Raw genomic sequence first — 24,270 nt, 5'->3', positions numbered from 1 at the left:
TGTTTTTTATTTCAATAAAAATAGTTAGGAGCTACTGATGTCAACATCAACTAAAGCAGCCCCAATGACCGCTGAAGAACGCAAAGTTATTTTTGCTTCCTCTTTAGGTACGGTTTTTGAGTGGTACGACTTTTATCTTTACGGTTCATTGGCCGCGGTTATGGCCAAGCAGTTTTTCTCAGGCTTAGATGCAGGTTCAGCCTTCATTTTCGCTTTGTTAGCATTTGCTGCCGGCTTTATCGTTCGCCCATTTGGCGCTTTGGTATTCGGTCGCTTAGGTGATTTGATTGGTCGTAAGTACACCTTCTTGGTAACGATCCTGTTGATGGGTGGCGCAACTTTCATCGTCGGTTTATTGCCTAACTATGCAACTATTGGTGTTGCTGCCCCTGTAATCTTGATCGCATTGCGTATGCTTCAAGGTTTGGCTTTGGGTGGTGAGTATGGTGGTGCGGCAACTTACGTTGCTGAACATGCTCCTAATGGCAAGCGCGGTGCTTACACAGCTTGGATTCAAACTACAGCAACATTAGGTTTGTTCTTGTCCTTGCTCGTGATTTTGTTCACACGCGAGCTCACAGGTCCAGACTTTGAGGTTTGGGGCTGGCGTGTTCCATTCCTTCTTTCTATTGTGTTGTTGGGTATTTCTGTTTACATCCGTTTATCGATGAACGAATCCCCAGCTTTCAAAAAGATGAAGGAAGAGGGCAAACTCTCTAAAGCGCCTTTGACAGAGTCATTCGCTCAATGGAAGAACTTGAAGATTGTGATCTTGGCATTGTTTGGTCTGGTTGCAGGTCAAGCGGTGGTTTGGTACACAGGTCAGTTCTATGCTTTGTTCTACCTCACTCAAGTATTGAAGGTAGATCCTAAGACTGCAAACTTATTGATTGCTGCTTCATTGGTAATCGGTACACCGTTCTTTGTGATCTTTGGTACTTGGTCAGATAAGATTGGCCGTAAGCCCATCATCATGGGCGGCTTATTATTAGCCATCATTTTGTACATCCCGAACACACCGGTTTCCTTGTTCAATGGCTTAACCCACTTTGCTAACCCAGCGCTTGAAAAAGCAATGGCAAGTGCACCAGCAAGTATCACTGCTGATTTGAACGAATGTACTTTCCAGTTCAACCCAACGGGTACTGCCAAGTTCACAAGTTCTTGCGACATTGCAAAGCAGGTGATGGCCTCTAACTCTGCAAGCTACACAACGATTGCTGGCCCAGCTGGTGGAACTGCGGTTGTGAAGATTGGCGATACAGAGATTCAAGGTTACTCATCAAAAGGTATGGCTCCAGCTGATGCGAAAGCGAAAGATGCTGAGTTCAAGAAAGCGATTCGTGAGGGATTGAATGCTGCTGGTTATCCTGTAAAGGCTGATCCTGCTGCTATCAACCATGCTGCAATTCTTGGTATCTTGGTAATTTTGGTGCTCTTGGTAACCATGGTTTATGGCCCAATCGCTGCGATGTTGGTTGAGATGTTCCCAACTCGTATTCGTTACACCTCGATGTCCTTGCCATACCACATTGGTAACGGTTGGTTCGGTGGTTTGATGCCAACAATCGCCTTTGCCTTGGTTGCGCAAAACGGTAATATTTACTACGGTCTCTGGTACCCAATCATCATCGCTTCGGTGACATTGGTAATCGGCGTACTGTTTGTTAAAGAAACAAAAGACGTGGATATCTACGCGAAAGACTAAGTTTTACTAGTCTGCTTTAAAAACTAAACCCGACCCTAGTGGTCGGGTTTTTTATTGTCTAAGTTATCCTTAGTTACTTCTGAGTTAGCTCTGAGTTAATCCCAAAGATTGGTTTGATTGCCCCGATTAAACAGTACTTTGTTTTGATCGGCTATCGATGTGACTCTTTCACCAGGAATGACTTTGATGTCGGAGTCTGCCGTGAGGGTACCCGTTTGATTGACTCGCAAGTACCACCCACTAAATCCGGATTGGAGCATGGCTTTCGCTGCGCCTTTATAGCCCATCTTGGCATTGAACTTAAAGCAGGGTTCGCGCAGTTTGACTACGGTGAATCCAAGATTACCGATCTGCATTTGATCGCCAACAAATACCTCGGTTTCTACTAAACCTTCAATCGTGAAGTTTTCCCCAAAAGCACCTAGCGGTAGATCGACTGGTTTTTTTGTTTCTCGAGTTAAGAGTACATTCCAAAATGCGTAGTGTTCAATTGGATATACGTAGATTGCTTTTTCAAGTCCGCCATGAACGGATAAATCTGCTTGTTCATCCCCTGCAATACCTAGTCGATTAATTTCAACGGGGACTAGGTGATGAAGATTGCTAATAGATTTTTTGTTGATCGCAGAGGCCACTCTATCGTAGTTCGGATGATGAGATCCAAAAAGAGATGTGACTTTTCCGGAAGAAATCGATAAAAGGCGCATAAATATAGGTCGCTGATAAGGTGAGTTGATCGAGCTAGGACAGTAAATAATGCCCGTTTATAACTGGGCAGTAAAAGCAATTTTTTGCATACCTATTAGCCGGTTGGTATTTTTCAGATTCAGTAGCCTCAAATTTGGATACGTATGCATGTCTCACTACCGATCCTACAATAGGTAAACTAGCTGCTCATTACGCCACTTATTAAGGATGCCCTTTTGGATTTTTCCTATCTCTTAGATCTCTTTCTCCACCTGGATAAAAACTTAGCCCTGGTGGCTAATGAGTGGGGCGTATGGATTTACGCTCTGTTGTTTGCCATTATTTTTGTAGAAACAGGCTTTGTAGTGATGCCGTTTCTGCCTGGAGATTCCTTGCTATTCGTGGCGGGTGCTATTGCTGCAGTAGGTGGTTTGGATTTATTCGCACTCATGGCTTTGCTGACCTTTGCGGCCGTCATCGGCGACGCTCTGAACTATTCCATTGGGAGGTATGTCGGAAACCGGGTCTTCTCCTGGGAAAACTCCCGTTGGTTTAATCGCAATGCATTTGATCAAGCCCATGCTTTTTATGAAAAATATGGTCCAGTGACGATTGTTCTTGGACGTTTTATGCCATTCATACGCACCTTCGCTCCTTTTGTGGCTGGGGTTGCTCATATGCGCTATCCCGTATTCGCTTTTTATAATATTGCCGGTGGGATCCTGTGGGTGTGTAGCTTGACCAGTTTGGGCTTCCTCATTGGGGACAATGCCTGGGTAAAGAGCAACTTTTCGCTAGTTGCTCTAGCGATGATCATTATTCCGGGCTTGCCCGCCCTGTGGATTTTTATTAAAGAAGTATTGAAAAAACTTCAGCTTCGTTCCAAATAAGATAAAATCCCAACTTCGGCGATTTAGCTCAGTTGGTTAGAGCGATGGAATCATAATCCACAGGTCCGGGGTTCGAATCCCTGAATCGCCACCAAATCAAAAGGCCATTGCCCATCGGCAGTGGCCTTTTTCTTAGGTAGTGTCGTTTGGAGTGGATCAATGGCTAAATTTTGGAATTTCGTATTCTTTCAGGCTGGGTGGTTCTCATGCATCATTGGCGCGGCTAATAATCAGGTCTTCTGGCCTGTCATTGGCACTCTTTTATACCTAGCCATACATATTTGGCGCTCAGAACATCCCAAGTTTGAGTTAAAGCTCATATTGAAGGCGCTGATATTTGGAGTGTGCACTGACACGCTAATAGCAAATCTGGGCTTTTTACACTTCCAAGATGCTTGGCCTAGCCCTTATTTATCTCCTTTTTGGATGTGGACGCTTTGGGCATTGGTCGCTAGCACCATTAATGGCTCTTTATCCTGGTTGCGTAGCAAGCCATTGTTGGGGGCCTTATTAGGGGCCATATCCGGTCCACTGTCCTACGAGGCAGGGATTCGTATGGGCGCAGGCTCCTGGGGTGAACATGGGCAATTAGGCGGACTGCTATTCCTAGCGATTGTGTGGGGTGCTGCTATCCCGCTATTCTTTTACTGGCATGGTCGTCATATCAGACTTAGCCTAGAGCAAAATCAGTAAATTCTTTTAAAAAGTGACTTGCAAATAGTACTGTTCTTATATACAGTACATTGATGTTGACAAAAAACACAAAAAACTCAAAAAACAGCCTAACAAATAGCGAAAAGGGAGTGCACATGGCCTTGGATGATAAGAAAAAATCAGCCTCATCAGAATTTGACGGCATGAGTGGAGATAAGCAAAAGGCCTTGACTGCGGCCTTGGCGCAAATTGAGAAGCAATTTGGCAAGGGCTCAATCATGAGATTGGGCGACGCAGAGATTCATCAAGATATTCAAGTGGTATCCAGCGGCTCATTAGGGCTGGATATTGCCCTTGGGGTTGGTGGTTTGGCACGTGGGCGCGTCATTGAGATTTATGGTCCCGAGTCTTCAGGCAAAACAACGCTGACTTTGCATGCCATTGCGGAGATGCAAAAGATTGGTGGAACTTGCGCCTTTATCGATGCCGAGCACGCTTTAGATGTTCAATACGCCTCGCGACTTGGTGTTGATGTAAACAATTTACTGATTTCACAACCGGATACTGGCGAGCAGGCTTTAGAAATTGCTGATGCCTTGGTGCGTTCCGGCTCCATTGATTTGATCGTGATCGACTCTGTAGCGGCCTTGGTGCCAAGGGCAGAGATCGAGGGCGATATGGGTGATTCATTGCCGGGCTTACAAGCCCGCCTAATGAGTCAAGCCTTGCGTAAGCTAACTGGCGCGATCAAGCGTACCAATACAACAGTCATCTTTATTAATCAGATTCGTATGAAGATTGGTGTGATGTTTGGTTCACCTGAAACGACTACAGGTGGTAATGCATTAAAGTTCTACGCTTCTATGCGTTTAGACATTCGTCGTATCGGCAGCATCAAGAAGGGCGATGAAGTCGTTGGTAATGAGACGCGTGTGAAAGTCGTGAAGAACAAGGTATCCCCTCCATTCCGCGAGGCGATCTTCGACATCATGTACGGCCAGGGTATTTCCAGAGAAGGTGAAATTATCGATATGGGTGTTGAAGCCGATATCGTTGAGAAATCAGGCTCTTGGTATGCCTACAACGGTGATCGTATTGGCCAAGGAAAAGATAACGTCCGTGAGTTCTTGAAAGAGAATCCCGCTATTGCGCAAGATATCGAAGCAAAGATTCGTGCGAAATTAGGTGTGAAGGCTGGAACAGCCATAGTGAGTGATGTGTTGAGCGAAGAAGAGGAAGCGTAATCGTTCAATGTCTGAGTTAGGCAGCGCTACTAAAAAAAGTCAGAAACAAAGCCCGAGTCTTAAAGCTCGGGCTTTGCGCCTTTTGTCGATGCGAGAGTACAGTCGCAAGGGACTAGCATCTAAGCTTGAAGAGTCCGAAGCAAGAAAGTTAAAATTCAGTTCGACTGAGGAGGGCGATGAGGCTGCAGTCCCAGCGATTCCCTTGGCCCTTCAAATAGAGGCAGTTTTAGATGATTTTGAGGCTCGCGGCTGGCTTTCCGACCAGCGCTTTGCAGAAGCTTTGGTTCGACGCCGTAGTGAGCGATTTGGCACTCGCAAAATTCAGGATGAACTGTCGCAGGCTGGTGTAGATAGCGCAAAGACTGCAGACTTATTGAAGGCGCTTAAGGCGACTGAATATCAAAGGGCGAACGAGCTCTGGCTGCGCAAGTTTGGAGTTTTAGCAACGGAACAAAAAGAGCGTGCGCGCCAGTATCGTTTTCTAGCTTCCAAGGGGTTTAGCTCAGACGTGGTGTCCAAGGTAGTGGCAGGGCGTCCCGACTAGGGCAATTACGTAGCCAATATCCCATGTTGCGGCATTGCAGCATGATAGACTTATGCAGTCGGTAAAGCCCTTCCCATTTATTTAATTTAACTTTTAACAGTTAGTCCTTAAATAAGTTGGCGCTAAAGGTGTAATCGGCTTTACTAATCCTCATCGCTTGCTAAAAAAGATACTGTTTCGGGAGTAATAATGAAAATTCACGAGTACCAAGGCAAAGAACTACTTCGCCAATTTAATGTGCCTGTTCCAAATGGCATTCCTGCATTTAGTGTGGATGAGGCAATCAAAGCTGCTGAACAATTAGGCGGCCCTGTGTGGGTTGTTAAGGCGCAAATTCATGCGGGTGGTCGTGGTAAAGGCGGCGGCGTGAAATTAGCGCGCAGCATGGACGAAGTAAAAAAGTACGCTTCTGAAATTTTAGGCATGCAATTGAAGACGCACCAAACCGGTCCAGAAGGTCAAAAAGTGAATCGCCTCTTGGTTGAAGATGGCGCCGATATCAAAAAAGAGTACTACTTCAGCATCGTTACTGACCGTGGCACACAAAAAAATGTGATCATGGCCTCCAGCGAAGGCGGTATGGACATTGAAGAGGTTGCAGAATCTCATCCAGAAAAAATTATTAAGGTATTTGTTGATCCATTAGTTGGATTGACGGATGCTGATTGCCAGATTATTGCGAAAGGTATTGGAGTTCCCGATGCCTCCATTCCAATGGCAAGTGATGTGTTTAAGAACTTATACAAAACCTATTGGGAAACTGACGCTTCATTGGTTGAAATTAATCCATTGATTCTTGAGGGTAATGGCAAGATCAAAGCTCTTGATGCTAAATTTAATTTTGATCCAAATGCCTTGTATCGCCATCCTGAAATCGTTGCTTACCGCGATATCGATGAAGAGGATGCAGCGGAGATCGAGGCTTCTAAGTTCGACTTGGCTTACATTTCACTCGATGGCAATATCGGCTGCTTAGTGAACGGTGCAGGCTTGGCAATGGCAACGATGGACACCATCAAGCTATTCGGCGGTGAGCCAGCCAACTTCCTGGACGTTGGCGGTGGTGCTACAGCAGAGAAAGTGACTGAAGCATTCAAAATCATGCTCAAAAATAAGAGTGTTGAAGCGATTTTGGTGAATATTTTTGGCGGCATCATGCGTTGCGATGTGATCGCTGATGGCGTGGTAACCGCATGTAAAGCCGTGAACTTGACTGTACCTTTGGTTGTGCGCATGAAGGGTACCAATGAGGAATTAGGTAAGAAGATTCTTGCAGACTCTGGTTTGCCAATCATTAGCGCCGATTCAATGGCTGAAGCTGCTACCAAGGTAGTGGCTGCTGTTGCGAAAAACAAATAATCAAGGAAATCAATATGTCTATTTTGGTAAATAAAAATACTAAAGTAATTACGCAAGGTATTACTGGTAAGACTGGCCAATTTCACACTGAAAAGTGCCAGGACTATGCCAATGGTAAGAATTGTTTTGTTGCTGGTGTAAATCCTAAAAAAGCCGGCGAGTCTATTTTTAATATTCCTATTTATGGAACAGTAAAAGAAGCCGCTCAACAAACTGGCGCTACTACTTCCGTTATTTATGTTCCGCCTCCTGGCGCTGCAGCTGCTATTTGGGAAGCCGTTGAAGCGGATCTCGATTTTGTTATTTGTATTACTGAAGGCATTCCAGTTAAGGATATGTTGGAAGTGCGTAATAAAATGATGGCAAAAGAAGCTGCTGGCGGTAAGAAGACTTTACTGCTGGGGCCTAATTGCCCTGGAATCATCACTCCAGATGAAATCAAGATTGGCATCATGCCTGGGCATATTCATAAAAAAGGTCGTATTGGTGTGGTTAGCCGTTCCGGCACCTTGACTTATGAGGCGGTTGGTCAATTAACGGCTATTGGTTTGGGCCAATCTACTGCAGTAGGTATTGGTGGTGATCCAATCAATGGACTCAAGCACATTGACATCATGAGAATGTTCAATGAAGACCCTGATACGGATGCCGTCATCATGATCGGTGAAATTGGTGGGCCGGACGAGGCTGAAGCAGCTCGCTGGTGCAAGGCTAATATGAAAAAGCCCGTAGTTGGCTTTATTGCCGGTGTGACAGCGCCCCCTGGAAAACGTATGGGCCATGCTGGTGCATTGATTTCTGGTGGTGCTGACACTGCTGATGCTAAGCTTGCAGTGATGGAAGAATGTGGCTTTAAAGTAACAAAAAATCCATCAGAAATGGCAGCATTACTGAAAGCCATGTTGTAATTACGAATTAGGAAAAGGGTGCCGAAAAAGCATCCTTTTTTGTGGTGCTAAGAAGTTAAAACATAAAAATATAAGAGGAAGACATGGAGTTTTTTACAATGCTGGATTGGTCGGTGATCGCGCAGATCATCTTGATCGATATTCTGTTGGGCGGTGATAACGCGGTTGTGATCGCCTTAGCCTGCCGTAATTTGCACCCAAATCAACGTCGTAAGGGAATTTTGTGGGGAACCGCCGGCGCAATCATTTTGCGTGTTGTGCTGGTTGCCTTCGCAGTAACTTTGCTGCAAATTCCGTTCTTAAAGTTTGTTGGCGCTCTTGCCTTGCTGTGGATTGGTTACAAGTTGATGGTGGACACTGGTGGCGAAGAGGGTCATGATCTTCAAGCACCTGATAAGTTATTTGCAGCTATTAAGACCATCATCATTGCGGATATCGTTATGAGTCTGGACAACGTTCTCGCAATTGCTGGTGCCGCAGGTCAGGTTGATGACCAAGCTCATCAGTTGGGATACATTGTTTTCGGTTTATTGGTTTCTGTACCCCTCATTATTGGTGGCAGCCGAATTGTTCTGTATCTGATTGATCGATTCCCAATTATCGTGACGGCTGGAGCCGGTTTGCTTGGTTGGATTGCTGGCGGCATGATGCTATCCGATCCTGGCGTAATCAAATACTTCGGCGCTGGAGTCGAGGCATACAGCCTAGTAGCAGGTGCTGTAGGTGCCATCGGTGTAATGGCCCTTGGCGAGATTGTGAAGCGGAGCGGCAAAAAAGCGTAAATATTTTCTTTCGCATTAATCAGAAAAGCCGGCCTTGAAAGCCGGCTTTTCTTATATTTGGAGATCTTGAGTTTGTTGGGTATAGACTGGATCATGTGAGATTCAACCCTCAGGAGCTAGTGAATATGTCTTTACAAGATCAACAGCAAGAGTCTGGATTTACCTTGATTGAGGTTATGGTGGTGGTCGCCATCATTGGCATCTTAGTTGCCGTTGCAGTTCCTCAATATCAAGACTATATCGCCCGTAGTCGCATCGTAGAGGGCATGAACCTGTCTTCCAGTGCAAAGCTGGCAGTAACGGAGGCCTTTGCTAGTAGGGGTACTGTAGCAATGGATGAGGCAACTCATGGTTCATTTACTTTCGTACCCACTCGCAGTGTGAAGTTAATTGAAATCACACCATCAGGCGCTATAGCCATCGACTTTCAGAGTAACGTAGCCCCAGATAATAAAAATACATTGCACCTCATTCCAACGAATGATCCGGATGCTAATGCCCCGAAAGCAATTAATTTATCTAAGCCGGAGGGTTCGACCTGGGCAGGTGGGTGGTCTTGCCGTTCTGCTGAAACAAACTTGTTACCTCAGCTCTTACCTTCAGAGTGCCGTTTTACTAAATAGAATAGTTAACGGCATTACATAAGCAACTAAGCTGCCTCAATTCATCGGGGTGGCTTAGCTGCTTTTATTTTGGAGTTTCTAATTAATCGGACTTCCATTCACCAGACTTCCCACCACTCTTTTCCAGAAGGTGAACATCACCCATCACCATGCCCCTATCAACAGCTTTCGCCATGTCATAGATGGTGAGTAGCGCAACTTGAACGGCGGTGAGGGCCTCCATTTCTACGCCTGTAGGGCCGGTGGTCTCAGCTTTCACTTGGCAAGTAATGCTACTGGTGTCTTTGTTGAGTGAAAACTCTAGGCTGACGTGCGTTAAGGCTAGCGGGTGACAAAGCGGGATGAGATCTGATGTTTTCTTGGAAGCCTGAATGCCGGCGATTCTGGCAATGCCCAAAACATCCCCTTTTTTGTGGGTACCCGCCTCAATCATGCCGAAAGTCTCGGGGAGCATGGTAATTTTGCCTGTAGCAATGGCAATTCGGTGGGTATTGGGCTTATCTCCAACATTAACCATGTGGGCTTGGCCACTAGCATCAAAATGAGTTAGTTTATTCATAAGATAAGTTTTACCATATAGAGATGCAGGCTATAAAAACACCACAAAAATCATCGTTATTTAAGCGAATTTTGGCGTGCCAGCTTATTTTGGCTTTAGCCTTGCCTAGCACCGGCTTTGTTTATGCTGCTGGTCCCGCTTCTTCAAGCGTATCAGGGGATGTCTCGGTACAGGGCGAATCCGCAGCTTTGCAAAACTTGGGCAGAGCAGTTCAGTCACCAGATGCCCGCTCCACGAATTTACCATCTCGTAATGCTCCCCTGGTGCAACCAACTTTTGTATTGCCTGACATGGGTGATCCTGGTGGTGATAGCCTCAGTCGCTTGGATGAAAAAAAATATGGTGAGATGATCATGCGTCAGATTCGTCCTGATCCTGATTATTCTAATGATCTGCCAATCTATGATTATCTCAATCAAATGAAGCGACGTTTGTTAGAGGCTGCGAAACGGTTGCAATTAGGCGGCGCTAATGAACAAGGTAGTGGCGCTTATAACTTTGAAGTGTTTGCTGTGAAAGATGGCAGTATTAACGCGTTTGCACTGCCTGGTGGATTTATTGGTTTTCATACGGGATTGTTGGTCAGCGCTGAATCGGACTCAGAAGTCGCTTCGGTCATGGGGCATGAGATAGGGCATGTATTACAGCGTCATCTCGCCCGCCAAATGGATAAGCAGACTACCAATACGATGATTGCTTTGGCTGGAATCTTATTAGGTGCCTTGGCTGCCTCACGTAATCCTGGTGCAGCTTCGGGTCTCATGCAAGGTGGTCAAGCAGTTGCTATTAATAATCAGCTCTCTTATTCGAGGGATGCAGAGCGCGAGGCAGACCGGATTGGTTTTCAGATACTGGCTGCTAGTGGTTATGACGTCAATGGAGCGCCAGGATTTTTCCAGCGCCTGCAAAAAGCCACCGGGATTATGGATAGTGGAGTGCCCTCCTATGTTCGCACTCACCCATTAACTACTGATCGTATTGCAGATATGCAAGACCGTGCTCGCAATGTTGGCAGTAGAAATGTCCCGACGGCAGTAGAGTTTTATTTCATAAAAGCTCGGGCTCGTATGGAGCAATCCGGTAGCTCTAGTCAGATGTACGATTTAAAAAATACCTTTGAAGGTTTAAGTAAGCAATCAACTCCTGGAAAGCAAATGGAGGGTATTTATGGGCTTGCACTCGTTGCTCAAAAACAAGGTAAGTTTGATCAGGCCGCAGCTTATTTGCAGCAAGCGCGTAATTTAGCCAATAGTGCCAGCGCCCCAGGATCGCCTATTCAGAGACAGAGTCTTTCCTTGGATATTACTTCCTCTGAGCTGGCTTTAGCTAAAGGAAAAAATGAAGAGGCACTCCAAATTGCTCAGACAACTTTGAGGGCGTATCCGCAGTCCTATGCTGCTGGAGCAGCGATGATGAATGCGTATCTAAAGCTAGGTCGAACTAATGATGCAATCACGTGGCTAAAAGCCCGTACCAGAGTTCAGCCGAATGAGGTGGTATGGTGGGCGATGCTTTCTAATGCGTATGATCAAGCAAAAAATGTGCCGATGCGCCATTACGCTCTAGGTGAAAAGTATGCTCTTGAAGGTGCCTGGCCTTCAGCAATTGAGCAACTCAAAATAGCCAGATCCTCAGGTAGTGCAGACTTTTATCAAGCCTCGAGTATTGATGCGCGCCTTCGAGAAATGCAAAAGCAATACCAAGAGGAGTTAAAAGAGCAGGGTAAGAGTATGCCCGGCTAATTAACTAATAGGTGCTTTGATGAATTGAAAGCGTTGGCTCAATTCTGCGGAGTGAATCGGTTCAATAGGTAGGCGTTCATTATCCCAATGCCATAACCCTCTAAAACTACAGGCATCTTCTTGTACTTTAGACTGATCCGCAAATAGATCTAAATCATGATCATGAAGTAATGCTACAGAAAGTATTTCTGTTTGATGAAATACTTTCTCATCTATGGGGTCGGCTATTGATTGCAAAAGCATTCCATAAATATAAATGTTGCCTTTCTCGTCACTTAGGGCGCCCTCCGGCTGTATTTCTGTGCCGCATTGAGTAAGTAGCTGAGTACCGCTTTCACTAGGAATGATTCTTGTAATCCACGGGCTAGCATCCAGTGCGATAAACACTCTTTGGGGACCATTCTGAAAAAAATATCTTCCCAACGTATCGTGAGCATAATTTCTGGAAATGAATTCATTTAAGGCTACATGTTGAATGGCATTACCAGGAAGTTGATTTTCTTGGGCATACTCATCACGCATACGCCATTGGCCGCGTCGGTCTAAAGCTAGCCATCCAAAGCAATTGGGGACATTGGGCCACTTAGTCAGTGACCGTAGTACTTGCTCATCCATGAGGCAGTAATCTTTTCACCAAGTTTATTTAATGTAGGCCGTGTGGAGTGGATGGGGCATCAAAAGTATCGTCGCTGGAATGACTGGCATGGAGATGTGCAATCCGCCAGCCTTGACTATCTTGCAGTAGAACTAAGGTGATGTTCAGAAAGAATGCTGCTTCAATTTGATCAGGTTTTAGATGAACTGCTTCCGTGGTGTCATAGACTGCAGCCCCTAAAACAGAGTGCGTGATGCAGGCAATGGGCTCTAGAAATAGCGCTTGCTTTTCTAAGAGACGCTCTAGGCCCGCCCGAATTTCAGCATGACCACTGAGGCGTTGACCCTCTGGAAGAACGCAGGTAATAGAGTCATCATCTAGCCAGATTGCTAAAGCGCCTTTGACGTCTCGATGCTTAAGGGCATCTCGCCATGCTTCCACTACCTCATCTGCATTATGAAAGAGTCTGGCAAGTTTAGACATGGCTTACTTTCTGGTGGTTTGCTACAGGATTAATGAAGTGTTTGAATAGTACTCAATACAGTTGCTGGCGTGATATCTTTTAAACATTTGAGATGGCCCAGTGGGCATTCTCTCTTATGGCAGGGGCTACAAGGTAAGTTTAGCCAAAGGACTTTTGCCTTATTCGATAGTGGTGGCGTGTGATGTGGATCGCTTGAGCCAAAAATCGCCACCTGTGGAACCTCTAATGCTGCGCCAACATGCATTAAACCTGAATCATTGCTGACCAAGACCTTGCTCATACCAATCAGCGCAATGGCTTCATCTAAAGAGGTGCTTCCGCACCAATTATGAATTTGCGGAAGGTGGTCTGCTTGAGATTGAATGCTGCTAGCTAAAACATGATCTCCTTTGCCTCCCAGGAGAATGATCTGTGCATTTGGCTCATGACTGATGAGTTGTTTTGCGAGAGTTGCAAAGTACTCGGCAGGCCAGCGCTTTGTCACTCCATACTCGGCACCCGGACAAAGCACATAGATGAATCTTTTATCGATTCCGGCTACTAGCAACTGAGCGCTGACAGATTCTTTGGCTGTAGATGAAATATTGAGCGTGGGCTTTACTGGCTCGTTGACATTTATCTCTTGCGAATGAACCAAAGCATTGCAAAGTGCCAAGTAATGATTCGCCATAGGCGGACGATTGATTTTTCTGGGGTTATCCAAGGCAATGTTAATGAGTCCAAAGCGCATCTCTCCGCGATAACCAATACGTAGGGGGATATTAGCAAGCCAGGGAATGAGGGCAGACTTCAAACTATTGGGTAAAACATAGCAGGCATCATACTGATTCTTTTCTAGCTGCTTTGCTAGCTGCTTGCGTAAGCCCCATTGCAATTGCTTGTGTTCCAGTTGGGCTTCAATCACTTGGTGCACTTCTATGCAGGCTCTGTAGATGGGCGCAACCCACAAGCTGGCTAAGACATCAATCTGACAATGTGGGTAATGGGCTTTGAGGGTCGCCAGCAGCGGCTGGGACATGACGGCATCACCTATCCAATTGGGAGCGATGATCAGAATACGGTTCATAGAGCTATCCCGATACAGCACCCCATGCATGGGGTGCTGATGGGTTAGTGTCCGTGTGGCTCAGTACCAGGAATGAGTTTGTACTCAGTGCCACAGTAAGGACACTTTGCTTCACCTGTTTTGGCAACATCGAGAAATACGCGTGGATGTGAATTCCAGTTAGGAGTTTTATTGGTTGGGCAATGCAAAGGTAAATCTTTGCCATCAACCATCACCACTTGAGCTTCACTCATTCTCTAATTTCCTATTACTTGACGTAGGTTAGCCAGGACTTGTACTGATCATTTCTGCCGTAGACCGCATCAAAGTAGGTCTTTTGAATTTTCTCGGTAATTGGGCCACGCTTGCCATCACCAATAGTGCGATCATCCAACTCACGAATTGGTGTTACTTCAGCCGCAGTACCAGTAAAGAAGGCTTCATCTGCTGAATACACTTCATCACGAGTAATGCGTTTCTCACGCAATTCATAGCCAAGATCTTTAACGATTTGAATAATGGAGTTACGGGTAATGCCGTCCAAACAGGAAGCAAGGTCTGGGGTGTAAATAATCCCGTTATTAACAATGAAAATATTTTCACCGGAACCTTCCGATACATAACCCTCTGTATCTAATAGCAGCGCTTCATCGTAGCCATTAGCAGTGACTTCTTGGTTAGCCAGAATAGAGTTAATGTAGTAACCCGATGCCTTGGCTCGAACTAGCGAGGAGTTTACAAAGTGACGGGTAAATGAGGAAGTTTTAACGCGGATACCCTTGTTGATGCCATCTTCACCCAAGTACGCACCCCACTCCCAAGCGGCGATGGCAGTGTGGATGGTATTGCCTTTAGGGGAAATACCGAGCTTTTCGGACCCAATAAAGATGATAGGGCGGATATAGCAAGCTTCTAACTGGTTGCTATTAACAACCTCGATGATGCCGTTGAAAATTTGCTCTGGGCTATAGGGCATGTTCATCTGGAAAATCTTGGTGCCGTTAAACAGGCGTTTAACGTGCTCAGGCAGGCGGAAAATGGCAGTACCTTGGGGGGTTTTGTAGGCACGAATACCTTCAAAAACGCCCATTCCATAATGGAGACTGTGGGTTAGCACATGAATATTGGCCTCACGCCAGGGAACGAGCTTCCCATCGGACCAAATAAAGCCATCGCGGTCGGACATCGACATTTTCTCTACCTTTTAAATATTTAATCAATTGGGTGATTCAAATCGGTAAAACTGGGTGCTAGACGGGAGTTTCAGCTCCCAGACCTAGGAAAGCATCTTGGTCTTTATTGTAGAGCAGGGAGCGGAATGGGGCAGCCCAATTCCTTCGGGGCGGGAGGCCTAGACGATTTAGAATGGAGCATTCCCTATAAACCCACTCAATTTACCTATTCTCATGTCGGAATCACTCTTCAAAGTAAAACGCCTCAGCGAACTGGCGGCAGCAGGTCTTCTTAAGGGAAAACGGGTTCTCATCCGTGCCGACCTCAATGTTCCCCAGGACGATTTGGGCAACATTACAGAAGATACGCGCATTAAGGCGTCGATGCCGGCAGTGCAGATGTGTTTAGAGGCTGGTGCGGCCGTCATGGTGACATCCCACTTGGGTCGCCCAACCGAGGGTGAATTCAAACCAGAAGATAGTTTGGCGCCTGTAGCCGATCGGATTGCCAGCATCTTAAATCGAAAAGTACCTTTAATTAGTGATTGGGTCGATGGCGGGTTTGAGGTCAATCCAGGCGAATTGGTATTGCTCGAGAACTGCCGTCTCAATGTAGGTGAGAAAAAAAATAGCGATGACCTAGCCAAAAAGATTGCCGCTCTTTGCGATGTGTATGTCAACGATGCGTTTGGTACAGCTCATCGTGCCGAAGCGACTACTCATGGCGTTGCCAAATATGCTCCGATTGCTTGTGCAGGGCCGCTGATGGCTGCTGAGTTAGATGCTTTGAGTCGTGCTCTCGCGAGCCCTAAGCGTCCTTTAATAGCGATTGTGGCAGGCTCAAAGGTATCCTCTAAGCTCACAATTTTGAAGGCTTTGGCGGATAAGGTCGATGAGTTGATTGTTGGCGGTGGCATTGCCAATACCTTCATGCTAGCTAAGGGCTTACCGATTGGCAAATCATTGGCTGAGCCAGACTTAGTCGACGAAGCTCGAGAAATTATGGAGATTATGGAGAAGCGCGGTGCGCATGTTCCTATTCCAGAAGATGTTGTTGTGGCAAACGAACTCTCTCCCTTAGCACGCGCGAACCGAGTTGCTGCAGATCAAGTAGCTGAAGATGACATGATCTTGGATATTGGTCCCAAAACTGCTGCGCGTTTATCTACTATGTTGGCTCACGCCGGCACGATCGTATGGAATGGTCCATTAGGTGTATTTGAGATTGATCAGTTTGGTGGTGGCACCAAGATGCTAGCAGCAGCCATTGCACATTCCCCAGCGTTTTCTATCGCTGGTGGTGGCGATACCTTGGCGGCGATTGCGAAGTATGGCATTGAGAATCAAGTGGATTACATCTCTACTGGTGGAGGCGCTTTCTTAGAATTTTTAGAAGGCAAAACCCTGCCAGCCTTTGCAGTGCTGGTTGAAAGAGCGAAAGAATAATATGTTGAGAGCAACCAAGATCATCGCCACTTTGGGGCCGGCATCAGAAAAGCCTGAAGTATTGCGCGAGATGATTCGTGCCGGTGTGGATGTTGTGAGAATGAACTTTTCTCATGGCACTGTCGCAGACCATAAAGCACGTCACGACTTAGTTCGCAGCATCTCTGCCGAAGTAGGTAAAGAGGTTGGCATTATGGCCGATCTCCAAGGTCCAAAAATTCGTGTTGGTAAATTTATTGATAGCAAAATTCTTTTAAAAGAAGGTTCACAATTTATTCTGGATGTAGCATGCGAGCTCGGCAATCAAGATCGCGTAGGTTTGGATTACAAAGAATTGCCACAGGATGTAAAGCCAGGCGATCGCCTCTTATTAAATGATGGCTTAGTAGTACTTCGTGTTGAAATTGTTAAAGGCGGGGAGATCTTTACCTTGGTAGAGCAAGGAGGCCCGCTATCGAATAACAAAGGTATTAATCGTGCAGGTGGCGGTCTGACAGCTCCAGCTTTGACTGAAAAAGATATTTCCGACTTGGATGCAGCAATTGCGATGGGCGTTGATTTTCTGGCGATTAGTTTTCCCAAAGACGGCGCAGACATGGCTTATGCCCGTAAGTTGGCAGATGCTGCTAGTACAAAGTATGGTGTTGGAAAGGTCCGCACGATTGCTAAAGTGGAGCGTGCTGAAGCTATTGAGCCTGATGCGCTTAACAGTATTATTGAGGAAAGCGACGGGATCATGGTCGCGCGTGGAGATTTAGCTATTGAGGTCGGCAATGCCGCCGTCCCAGCTTTACAAAAACGCATGATTAAGTTGGCGCTTGAGGCAGATAAATTCACCATTACTGCAACGCAAATGATGGAGTCGATGATTAATGCGCCAGTACCAACTCGTGCCGAAGTCAGCGATGTGGCTAATGCAGTATTGGATGGCACGGATGCGGTTATGCTCTCTGCAGAATCCGCTGCAGGTATGTATCCAGTGCAAACGATTAAAGCGATGGCTGAAATTTGTGTTGAGGCAGAGAAATCAGACCCCGTAAAACTCGATACCGATTTTCTAGATCAAATATTCACACGTATTGATCAAACTATTGCATTGGGTGCCCTATTTACAGCGCACCACCTGAATGCTAATGCCATTGCAGCGTTGACTGATTCCGGTTCTACAGCAGTGTGGATGAGTCGCCATAACATCCACGTCCCTATTTTTGCCTTAACTTCAAAGATTGCAACCCAGCGTGCTTTGAGCACCTATCGCAATGTTTTCCCAATTGGATTAGATTACACAAAGCATCGTGATACTGCCTTGCAAGAGGTTGAAGAGTGCTTAAAGAATTTGGGCGCAGTGAAGAAGGGTGATGTTGTTGTTCTGACTTCAGGTGAGCCTATGGGTGAGCCTGGTGGCACAAATTCACTCAAGATTATTCAGGTGAAGTAGTTCACTTTTAAAAGTGATTATTCCAATTATTTATTATTAACATTTTTATTAAGAGACCATTATGGCTTTAGTATCTTTACGACAACTCTTGGATCACGCTGCTGAAAATGGCTACGGCTTACCAGCGTTTAACGTTAACAATTTAGAGCAAGTTACGGCGATTATGGAGGCTGCACATGAAGCGGATTCTCCAGTAATCATGCAAGCTTCTGCTGGTGCGCGTAAATATGCTGGCGAATCCTTCTTACGCCACTTGATTTCTGCAGCAGTTGAGGCATATCCACATATTCCAGTTGTGATGCATCAAGATCATGGTCAAAGCCCAGCAGTGTGTATGGCAGCGATAAAGAGTGGTTTTACTAGTGTGATGATGGATGGCTCTTTGGAGGCTGATGGCAAATCAGTTGCCAGTTATGAATATAACGTCGATGTATCTAGAGAAGTGGTGAAGTTCTCCCATTCTATTGGGGTTACTGTTGAGGCTGAGTTGGGGGTTCTCGGTTCACTAGAGACGATGCAAGGCGATAAAGAAGATGGTCATGGTGCTGATGGCAAGATGACACGTGAGCAGTTATTGACTGATGTTGAGCAAGCAGCTGATTTTGTAAAAGCGACTCAGTGCGATGCCCTCGCAATCGCAATTGGTACAAGTCATGGCGCTTATAAATTTACTAAGAAACCGACAGGCGATATCTTGGCAATAGAGCGTATTAAGGAAATTCATACTCGCATTCCGAATACCCATTTAGTAATGCACGGTTCATCTAGTGTCCCGCAAGAGCTGCTTGCAGAGATTCGTGAGTTTGGTGGGGATATGAAGGAAACCTATGGTGTGCCTGTTGAAGAAATTCAAGAGGGCATTAAGAACGGCGTGCGCAAGATTAATATCGATACCGATATCCGCCTTGCAATGACCGGTGCTATCCGTCGTTATATGTTCGAGAATCCAAGCAAGTTTGATCCCCGTGACTACCTCAAGCCTGCACGTGAGGCTGCCAAGAAGGTCTGCATTGCACGCTTCAATGCCTTTGGCAGCTCAGGTCAAGCATCCAAAATTAAGCCGATTCCTTTGGAGAAGATGGCCGAGCTATACAAGAGCGGCAAATTAGCCCAGATCGTGAATTGAGATAAATATGCCAGCTTTGTACGCTACCTCTATCAAGTCCCTACCTTTGCTTTCTAAAGGAAAGGTGCGCGATGTTTATGCGCTTGGAGAAGATAAATTGCTAATGATCACTACGGATCGCTTATCTGCCTTTGACGTAGTGATGGGTCAGCCGATTCCTGAAAAGGGTATTGTGCTCAATCAAATGGCCAACTTTTGGTTTGATAAGTTAGCCAATGTGATTCCCAATCATTTGACTGGTATTGATCCAGAAGGTGTAGTGTCTGTTGATGAGGTTGATCAAGTTAAAGGCCGTGCGGTAGTGGCCAAAAGACTCAAGCCAATCATGGTTGAGGCGGTGGTGCGCGGATATCTAGCTGGCAGTGGTTGGAAGGATTACAAAGAGACTGGCAAGGTTTGCGGTATTGCATTGCCAGTAGACTTAGAAAATGCCCAAAAGTTACCTGAGCCAATCTTCACTCCTGCTGCAAAAGCAGAAATGGGTGAGCATGATGAGAACATCTCTTTTGACCAAGTGGTTGAGATGATTGGAGAGAATTTAGCCAATCAAATTCGTGATGTCAGTATTCGTTTGTACAAAGAAGCTTCTGACTATGCTGCGACTCGCGGAATCATTATTGCGGACACCAAGTTTGAGTTTGGCTTAGATGACGCCGGACAGCTGGTGCTCATGGATGAAATCCTTACCGCCGACTCTTCCCGCTTTTGGCCTGCTGAAACCTATTATGTGGGCTCCAATCCACCTTCCTATGACAAGCAGTTTGTCCGAGATTGGCTTGAAACAGCGATGCTAGATGGCAAGCCTTGGTCAAAAACAGCCCCAGCACCTGCTTTACCAGCTGATGTGATTGATAAAACCGCGGAAAAGTACCGCGAAGCCTTGACTCGCTTAACTAAGGCCTAATTTCCTTGAAGCCTTAAAAGGCTGGGATAATAAGGGCTTAGACAGATTAACGATGTAGATTAGGGCATTTGGAGAGGTCAATGAGTAATAAGCCAATAGTCGGAATAGTGATGGGCTCCAATTCGGATTGGGACACCATGCAACATGCTGCTCAAATGCTGGAGCAATTTGGTATTGCTCATGAGGCTAAAGTAGTTTCCGCTCATCGTATGCCTGACGATATGTTTCACTATGCTGAGAATGCGGCTAAAAACGGGCTAAGGGCCATTATTGCTGGTGCTGGTGGTGCTGCCCATTTACCCGGCATGCTTGCCTCTAAAACGATCGTTCCCATTTACGGCGTTCCCGTTGCCAGTAAGTATCTGCGTGGCGAAGACTCTCTTTATTCCATTGTGCAGATGCCTAAAGGTATTCCGGTGGCGACATTTGCCATTGGTGAAGCCGGTGCAGCAAATGCAGCGCTCCACGTGATTGCCAATTTAGCTGTCAATGATCCTACCTTAGCAAAGCAGTTAGAAGAATTTCGTGCGAAGCAGTCTGATACTGCTCGCTCAATGAAATTGCCGGGATATTCATAAGATGGCAGATTTTTTGGAGCCCATCTTACCGGGCTCGTATTTAGGAATATTAGGTGGCGGTCAATTGGGGCGGATGTTTACGCAGGCTGCTCAAGCAATGGGGTACAAGGTTTGCGTTCTTGATCCTGGTTCGGATAGCCCAGCCGGCTCAATCGCTGAGAAGTTTATTCAGGCTGATTACACTGACTCTGCTGCACTTCAAGAGATGGCAGCATTATGCAAAGCGGTCAGTACTGAATTTGAAAATGTCCCTGCTCAAGCTTTAGATGAGTTGGAGTCTTTGGGTGTCTTTGTAGCACCCCGAAGCAGCTGCGTATCTTTAGCTCAAAACCGGGTCGCTGAGAAAAAGTTCTTAGCTACCTGGAAAGCGGAAACCAATATTGGTCCAGCACCCTACTGTGTAGTTGAGCATGATGCCGATATTGAGCATGTTCCCGCAAATCTTTTTCCTGGTATTTTGAAAACTGCACGCATGGGTTATGACGGCAAAGGTCAAATCACTGTTTATGACTCTGCCAATCTAGTCGCTGCTTGGGCTGAATTCGGTAAGGTACCTTGCGTTCTTGAAAAGCGCATGGATTTAGATTTTGAAGTATCTGCTTTGGTAGTACGCGGCTATGATGATGCAGTTGTGGCTTATCCTGTATCTCAAAATATCCATCGCGACGGTATCTTGCATACCTCTACTGTACCGGCACCTTCACTTAAGCCCGCTCAAGAGAAAAAAATTATTGATGCCGCCAAAGCATTGATTCGGAAAATTGATTACGTTGGTGTTTTGTGCGTTGAGTTTTTTGTACTTAAGAGTGGCGATATTGTGGCGAATGAAATTGCACCACGTCCACACAACTCAGGCCACTACACGATGGATGCCTGTGTGAGTAGTCAGTTTGAGCAACAGGTGCGAAGCATGGCGCGCTTACCTTTAGGCGATACTCGTCTGCTAGCACCCGTCTCCATGCTGAATCTACTGGGAGACCTGTGGTACGAGGGTAGCGAAGATCAGGCAAGAGAGCCTGCATGGAACAAGGTACTTTCTCATCCAGATGCGAAGCTGCATTTATATGGTAAATCTGATCCGCGGATGGGTCGCAAGATGGGGCATATTAATTGTGTAGGCGAGTCACTGAATCAAGCCCGTCAAAATTGTGCAGCCGTTGCCCTTGAATTAGGGATTGAGCCCTAGAAATGTCCAGCGATAGTAGCTCACTGCAATCCTCTGTAGTGATGAATGAAGCAGTACAAACCTTGCGGGATGGTGGGTTAGTCGCCTTTCCAACTGAGACGGTATATGGCTTAGGGGCAGATGCGAATAACCCTGAGGCAATAAAACACATTTTTACTGCCAAAGGTAGACCGTCCAGTCACCCGCTGATTGTTCACTTGGCAGCCCCGGATCAGTTTGACCAAGCCAAAGTAGATTGGATGCCAGTGCTAGCGCCTTGGGTGAGGGATTTATCAGAAGATGCACTAAAGCTTATCAATACTTTTTGGCCGGGCCCACTCACCTTGGTCTTTAAAAAAGATAAACGGGTTTTAACTGAGTTGACAGGCGGTCAAGATACTGTAGCCATTCGGGCGCCAGCCCACCCAATTGCACAAGAATTACTCCGTAAATTTAAAGGTGGAGTGGTTGCTCCTTCGGCCAACCGATTTGGAAAAGTATCTCCAACGAGCGCGGCTGATGTTCGTGACGAGTTTGAGGACCTATTAGATCTGATGATTCTAGATGGTGGTGATTGTGAGGTAGGTATTGAGTCAACCATCATCGATTTATCATCTGGTGATCGTGCAGTCTTATTGCGACCCGGTCTGATTACCCCGAATGAGATTTTACTTAAGACGGCTATCAAAGTTTATTTGCCCGGCGAAGGTGATATCAATGAGCAGGATGCTGTTTTGCCAAGAGTATCTGGAAGTTTGCGCGCGCATTATGCTCCAACGACTCCATTAAGAATGTATGCATCAGGACGAGTTTTAGATGCGCTGAGCGAGTTTCCGGACATGAAGTCGCAAGTAGCAGTAGCAGTATGGGATTCTGACTCTTCATTGAGTGAGGATGGTCATCCTTCCGTCCATTTTGAGGAAGTGATTGTTCCTAGTGAAAGCACTGTGTTTGCAAGTCGCCTATATCGCACTTTGCGTGACTTAGATCAACAGGGCTGGGATCTGATTCTATTTCCGGAGCCGCCAGCCGGTGAGGAGTGGGATGGCGTTAGAGACCGACTTCAGCGTGCCTGTTTTGGTTCTGGTCCGTCATCGAGTAGCCACGCCAATAGTTGATCATGCGCATCTAAGCCTCTCCAAGCATTAGGGTGGTTAATAAAGGAGGTAACGGCATACATCTTTCCAGATTTACTCATCACATAGCCTGAGATTGCTCTGACATCCGCTAGGGAGCCAGTTTTAATTCGGGCCTCCGGCTTTTTTTTGAGGTGTAAAAATTTTCGTAAATGCGCCATCAGGCGATTTTTCATCGTGCCGTCTGTACCTGCAATCGGTAAGCTATTGTAAAAAGTATCAGCTACAGATAGGTTGCGGGCCGATACTAACAATTGATTTAGATGTGCTGCGGAGATGGCCTCGTTGCGAGATAGGCCGGAACCATTTTCAATCACGAGCCCTGAAAATTGCAAACCTAAATCTTTCAGCCAGCTTTGAATGACAAGCTCACCATTCTCAGTCGTTGCTGGTTTCCCCATCTTCTGCAAAGCCAGAGTCAGCATCAACTGCCTCGCCATTACATTATTAGAATATTTATTGATGTCCTGTACGTCATCTGCAAGGGGGATGCCTTCAAATTGCAATAAAAGCCGCGCTGCTAGAGGGACGGTTCCCGACTTTCCGCGAGGTGCTTTGACCCAAGTGCCGCCGGCTAATTCCCAGGCTGCAGAAAATCCCTGAGTCAAGAAAGTATTGGCATCCAAGGCAACAACGTTATAGCTCACCCCCTTGCAAGCACTAGGAAAACTACCAGAGAACTGTGCATTTAGGAGTTGGTTGTTACTTGATCCATCTACTTCAGGGTCTAGATTAAAACGAATATTACTTTTCCAGTTATCACAGGACTGATCAACTAGCTGCATTTGGTTGATTACTCTGAATTGTGAAAGTGGTGGCGTATAGCTAATGTCAATGAAGTCTGCCGTACGAGATTTCCCTATCTGGAATGAGAGCGTTCTAAAGGCATACAGGAGCGGGTCCGGCGGAACATTGTAGGCTCGCAAAGATTCACCATCGATGGTGTTGTGCTCCATCACACTAGGAGCGTATGCACTGCGATCAAAAATTAAATCCCCATCAATTTTTTGAATGCCCAGGCTTTGCAGGGCCCTCATCATTTTGGCTAACTCCTCAGGAATGAGCTTTGGATCACCCGTACCCTGTAAATACAGATTACCCTTGAGGGTAGCTTGACGAATAAAGCCATCTGTATAGATGTTGGTTCGCCAGCGATATTGAGGTCCTAAGATATCCAGACCAGCAAGTGTCGTAATCAGCTTCATAGTTGAAGCAGGGTTCATAGCCTGCTGAGAACGCCAGTCTAATTCTGTTTTGGCTGTTATCTTTCCGGGGCGACCTGATTCAATCTCTACAACAGAAATACTAATTGCATCTCTAGGAATTTGGTTTTTTTCTAGGCTGGCAGCAACAGTTTTGGGGATGTACTGTAGTGATTCTGGGTTTACTACATTACTAGAGTGGGCTTGTACAGCAATAAGCAGACCGCCAGATACGGCTATCAGTAATTTTAAAAACAAAGGAAATGTCGAGGTACGCAT

The 24,270-nt window shown here is 46.1% G+C and carries 25 protein-coding genes and 1 tRNA gene; 18 read left to right on the top strand and 8 right to left on the bottom strand.

Annotation, left to right across the window (positions count from 1 at the left end; translation table 11 throughout):
* Positions 1-37: 37 nt before the first annotated feature.
* Complete coding sequence (locus DN92_RS09415; RefSeq protein WP_173960992.1) at positions 38-1,708, top strand: MFS transporter; 1,671 nt, start codon at positions 38-40, stop codon at positions 1,706-1,708.
* Between the two features lie 95 nt (positions 1,709-1,803).
* On the opposite strand, the gene DN92_RS09410 is transcribed toward DN92_RS09415, so the two are convergent.
* Positions 1,804-2,415 carry an MOSC domain-containing protein gene (locus DN92_RS09410; protein WP_173960991.1) on the bottom strand — a complete coding sequence of 204 codons (612 nt, stop codon included), beginning with the start codon at positions 2,413-2,415 and terminating at the stop codon, positions 1,804-1,806.
* 216 nt (positions 2,416-2,631) lie between these two features.
* On the opposite strand from DN92_RS09410, the gene DN92_RS09405 reads away from it, so the two are divergent.
* The 9 genes from DN92_RS09405 (at position 2,632) to DN92_RS09365 (ending at position 9,399) form a co-directional block, all read left to right on the top strand.
* A complete protein-coding gene (locus tag DN92_RS09405) occupies positions 2,632-3,285 on the top strand; it encodes a VTT domain-containing protein (RefSeq protein ID WP_173960990.1) in 654 nt (217 codons plus the stop codon).
* A 17-nt stretch (positions 3,286-3,302) separates the two neighbouring features.
* Positions 3,303-3,379 (top strand) — tRNA-Met (locus DN92_RS09400).
* 65 nt (positions 3,380-3,444) lie between these two features.
* Entirely contained in the window at positions 3,445-3,978 is a 534-nt protein-coding gene (locus tag DN92_RS09395; protein ID WP_173960989.1) for a DUF2878 domain-containing protein, read from the top strand.
* A gap of 122 nt (positions 3,979-4,100) precedes the next feature.
* A complete protein-coding gene (gene recA, locus DN92_RS09390) occupies positions 4,101-5,183 on the top strand; it encodes a recombinase RecA (RefSeq protein ID WP_415836356.1) in 1,083 nt (360 codons plus the stop codon).
* Positions 5,184-5,190: 7 nt separating this feature from the next.
* Positions 5,191-5,727 carry a recombination regulator RecX gene (recX, locus tag DN92_RS09385; RefSeq protein WP_173960987.1) on the top strand — a complete coding sequence of 179 codons (537 nt, stop codon included), beginning with the start codon at positions 5,191-5,193 and terminating at the stop codon, positions 5,725-5,727.
* Between the two features lie 189 nt (positions 5,728-5,916).
* On the top strand, positions 5,917-7,086 hold the full coding sequence (gene sucC / locus DN92_RS09380) for an ADP-forming succinate--CoA ligase subunit beta (RefSeq protein WP_173960986.1): 1,170 nt from the start codon (positions 5,917-5,919) through the stop codon (positions 7,084-7,086).
* Positions 7,087-7,100: 14 nt separating this feature from the next.
* Positions 7,101-7,994: a succinate--CoA ligase subunit alpha gene (gene sucD / locus DN92_RS09375; RefSeq protein ID WP_173960985.1), complete on the top strand. Its 894-nt coding sequence runs from the start codon at positions 7,101-7,103 to the stop codon at positions 7,992-7,994.
* An 83-nt stretch (positions 7,995-8,077) separates the two neighbouring features.
* Entirely contained in the window at positions 8,078-8,776 is a 699-nt protein-coding gene (locus DN92_RS09370; protein ID WP_173960984.1) for a TerC family protein, read from the top strand.
* Between the two features lie 125 nt (positions 8,777-8,901).
* Positions 8,902-9,399, top strand: a complete 498-nt coding sequence (locus DN92_RS09365) for a pilin (RefSeq protein WP_173960983.1) — start codon at positions 8,902-8,904, stop codon at positions 9,397-9,399.
* An 82-nt stretch (positions 9,400-9,481) separates the two neighbouring features.
* Here DN92_RS09365 and moaC read toward each other — a convergent pair whose 3' ends face one another.
* Positions 9,482-9,958 carry a cyclic pyranopterin monophosphate synthase MoaC gene (moaC, locus tag DN92_RS09360; protein WP_173960982.1) on the bottom strand — a complete coding sequence of 159 codons (477 nt, stop codon included), beginning with the start codon at positions 9,956-9,958 and terminating at the stop codon, positions 9,482-9,484.
* Positions 9,959-9,981: 23 nt separating this feature from the next.
* Between moaC and DN92_RS09355 the strand changes: the two genes are divergently transcribed.
* Complete coding sequence (locus DN92_RS09355) at positions 9,982-11,700, top strand: M48 family metalloprotease (protein WP_173960981.1); 1,719 nt, start codon at positions 9,982-9,984, stop codon at positions 11,698-11,700.
* On the opposite strand, the gene DN92_RS09350 is transcribed toward DN92_RS09355, so the two are convergent.
* Genes DN92_RS09350 through DN92_RS09330 form a run of 5 tightly spaced genes read right to left on the bottom strand, consistent with a single transcriptional unit; the run spans position 11,701 to position 15,016 of the window.
* Positions 11,701-12,315 carry a DUF2946 family protein gene (locus tag DN92_RS09350; RefSeq protein WP_173960980.1) on the bottom strand — a complete coding sequence of 205 codons (615 nt, stop codon included), beginning with the start codon at positions 12,313-12,315 and terminating at the stop codon, positions 11,701-11,703. It abuts the gene before it with no gap.
* 28 nt (positions 12,316-12,343) lie between these two features.
* Positions 12,344-12,778 (bottom strand): YybH family protein, encoded by a 435-nt coding sequence (locus DN92_RS09345; RefSeq protein WP_173960979.1) that lies wholly within the window; start codon positions 12,776-12,778, stop codon positions 12,344-12,346.
* Positions 12,779-12,807: 29 nt separating this feature from the next.
* Positions 12,808-13,845 (bottom strand): lipopolysaccharide heptosyltransferase II, encoded by a 1,038-nt coding sequence (waaF, locus tag DN92_RS09340; RefSeq protein ID WP_173960978.1) that lies wholly within the window; start codon positions 13,843-13,845, stop codon positions 12,808-12,810.
* Positions 13,846-13,889: 44 nt separating this feature from the next.
* A complete protein-coding gene (locus tag DN92_RS09335) occupies positions 13,890-14,078 on the bottom strand; it encodes a zinc-finger domain-containing protein (RefSeq protein WP_173960977.1) in 189 nt (62 codons plus the stop codon).
* 14 nt (positions 14,079-14,092) lie between these two features.
* On the bottom strand, positions 14,093-15,016 hold the full coding sequence (locus DN92_RS09330; RefSeq protein WP_173960976.1) for a branched-chain amino acid transaminase: 924 nt from the start codon (positions 15,014-15,016) through the stop codon (positions 14,093-14,095).
* A gap of 214 nt (positions 15,017-15,230) precedes the next feature.
* Here DN92_RS09330 and DN92_RS09325 point away from each other — a divergent pair, with 214 nt between their 5' ends.
* The 7 genes from DN92_RS09325 to DN92_RS09295 all read left to right on the top strand — a co-directional run bounded on the left by DN92_RS09325 (position 15,231) and on the right by DN92_RS09295 (position 22,771).
* Positions 15,231-16,442 carry a phosphoglycerate kinase gene (locus DN92_RS09325; RefSeq protein WP_173960975.1) on the top strand — a complete coding sequence of 404 codons (1,212 nt, stop codon included), beginning with the start codon at positions 15,231-15,233 and terminating at the stop codon, positions 16,440-16,442.
* A gap of 1 nt (position 16,443) precedes the next feature.
* A complete protein-coding gene (gene pyk / locus DN92_RS09320) occupies positions 16,444-17,880 on the top strand; it encodes a pyruvate kinase (protein WP_173960974.1) in 1,437 nt (478 codons plus the stop codon).
* Positions 17,881-17,941: 61 nt separating this feature from the next.
* Complete coding sequence (gene fba / locus DN92_RS09315; protein WP_173960973.1) at positions 17,942-19,006, top strand: class II fructose-bisphosphate aldolase; 1,065 nt, start codon at positions 17,942-17,944, stop codon at positions 19,004-19,006.
* A gap of 7 nt (positions 19,007-19,013) precedes the next feature.
* The gene (locus DN92_RS09310; RefSeq protein ID WP_173960972.1) at positions 19,014-19,910 is read left to right on the top strand and encodes a phosphoribosylaminoimidazolesuccinocarboxamide synthase; all 897 of its coding nucleotides are present in this window, start codon (positions 19,014-19,016) and stop codon (positions 19,908-19,910) included.
* A gap of 80 nt (positions 19,911-19,990) precedes the next feature.
* A complete protein-coding gene (gene purE, locus DN92_RS09305) occupies positions 19,991-20,488 on the top strand; it encodes a 5-(carboxyamino)imidazole ribonucleotide mutase (protein WP_173960971.1) in 498 nt (165 codons plus the stop codon).
* Position 20,489: 1 nt separating this feature from the next.
* On the top strand, positions 20,490-21,674 hold the full coding sequence (locus DN92_RS09300) for a 5-(carboxyamino)imidazole ribonucleotide synthase (RefSeq protein WP_173960970.1): 1,185 nt from the start codon (positions 20,490-20,492) through the stop codon (positions 21,672-21,674).
* Positions 21,675-21,676: 2 nt separating this feature from the next.
* A complete protein-coding gene (locus DN92_RS09295) occupies positions 21,677-22,771 on the top strand; it encodes an L-threonylcarbamoyladenylate synthase (RefSeq protein WP_173960969.1) in 1,095 nt (364 codons plus the stop codon).
* Here the strand turns inward: DN92_RS09295 and dacB are convergent.
* Complete coding sequence (dacB, locus tag DN92_RS09290; RefSeq protein WP_173960968.1) at positions 22,717-24,270, bottom strand: D-alanyl-D-alanine carboxypeptidase/D-alanyl-D-alanine endopeptidase; 1,554 nt, start codon at positions 24,268-24,270, stop codon at positions 22,717-22,719. The genes DN92_RS09295 and dacB overlap by 55 nt on opposite strands.

Source organism: Polynucleobacter arcticus (assembly GCF_013307205.1).
GTDB classification, from domain to species: Bacteria; Pseudomonadota; Gammaproteobacteria; order Burkholderiales; family Burkholderiaceae; genus Polynucleobacter; species Polynucleobacter arcticus.
The sequence above is the reverse complement of the archived record's forward strand: the minus strand, read 5'-3'. Positions and strand labels throughout refer to the sequence as shown.

Coding starts and splice junctions, on each gene's coding strand:
- DN92_RS09410 (WP_173960991.1), bottom strand. CDS start 2,415: ATGCGCCTTTTATCGATTTCTTCCGGAAAAGTCACATCTCTTTTTGGA.
- DN92_RS09395 (WP_173960989.1), top strand. CDS start 3,445: ATGGCTAAATTTTGGAATTTCGTATTCTTTCAGGCTGGGTGGTTCTCA.
- DN92_RS09330 (WP_173960976.1), bottom strand. CDS start 15,016: ATGTCGATGTCCGACCGCGATGGCTTTATTTGGTCCGATGGGAAGCTC.
- sucD (WP_173960985.1), top strand. CDS start 7,101: ATGTCTATTTTGGTAAATAAAAATACTAAAGTAATTACGCAAGGTATT.
- DN92_RS09300 (WP_173960970.1), top strand. CDS start 20,490: ATGGCAGATTTTTTGGAGCCCATCTTACCGGGCTCGTATTTAGGAATA.
- DN92_RS09295 (WP_173960969.1), top strand. CDS start 21,677: ATGTCCAGCGATAGTAGCTCACTGCAATCCTCTGTAGTGATGAATGAA.
- moaC (WP_173960982.1), bottom strand. CDS start 9,958: ATGAATAAACTAACTCATTTTGATGCTAGTGGCCAAGCCCACATGGTT.
- DN92_RS09350 (WP_173960980.1), bottom strand. CDS start 12,315: ATGGATGAGCAAGTACTACGGTCACTGACTAAGTGGCCCAATGTCCCC.
- purE (WP_173960971.1), top strand. CDS start 19,991: ATGAGTAATAAGCCAATAGTCGGAATAGTGATGGGCTCCAATTCGGAT.
- sucC (WP_173960986.1), top strand. CDS start 5,917: ATGAAAATTCACGAGTACCAAGGCAAAGAACTACTTCGCCAATTTAAT.
- waaF (WP_173960978.1), bottom strand. CDS start 13,845: ATGAACCGTATTCTGATCATCGCTCCCAATTGGATAGGTGATGCCGTC.
- pyk (WP_173960974.1), top strand. CDS start 16,444: ATGTTGAGAGCAACCAAGATCATCGCCACTTTGGGGCCGGCATCAGAA.
- DN92_RS09355 (WP_173960981.1), top strand. CDS start 9,982: ATGCAGGCTATAAAAACACCACAAAAATCATCGTTATTTAAGCGAATT.
- DN92_RS09325 (WP_173960975.1), top strand. CDS start 15,231: ATGTCGGAATCACTCTTCAAAGTAAAACGCCTCAGCGAACTGGCGGCA.
- recX (WP_173960987.1), top strand. CDS start 5,191: ATGTCTGAGTTAGGCAGCGCTACTAAAAAAAGTCAGAAACAAAGCCCG.
- DN92_RS09415 (WP_173960992.1), top strand. CDS start 38: ATGTCAACATCAACTAAAGCAGCCCCAATGACCGCTGAAGAACGCAAA.
- fba (WP_173960973.1), top strand. CDS start 17,942: ATGGCTTTAGTATCTTTACGACAACTCTTGGATCACGCTGCTGAAAAT.
- DN92_RS09310 (WP_173960972.1), top strand. CDS start 19,014: ATGCCAGCTTTGTACGCTACCTCTATCAAGTCCCTACCTTTGCTTTCT.
- DN92_RS09370 (WP_173960984.1), top strand. CDS start 8,078: ATGGAGTTTTTTACAATGCTGGATTGGTCGGTGATCGCGCAGATCATC.
- dacB (WP_173960968.1), bottom strand. CDS start 24,270: ATGCGTACCTCGACATTTCCTTTGTTTTTAAAATTACTGATAGCCGTA.
- DN92_RS09335 (WP_173960977.1), bottom strand. CDS start 14,078: ATGAGTGAAGCTCAAGTGGTGATGGTTGATGGCAAAGATTTACCTTTG.
- DN92_RS09365 (WP_173960983.1), top strand. CDS start 8,902: ATGTCTTTACAAGATCAACAGCAAGAGTCTGGATTTACCTTGATTGAG.
- DN92_RS09345 (WP_173960979.1), bottom strand. CDS start 12,778: ATGTCTAAACTTGCCAGACTCTTTCATAATGCAGATGAGGTAGTGGAA.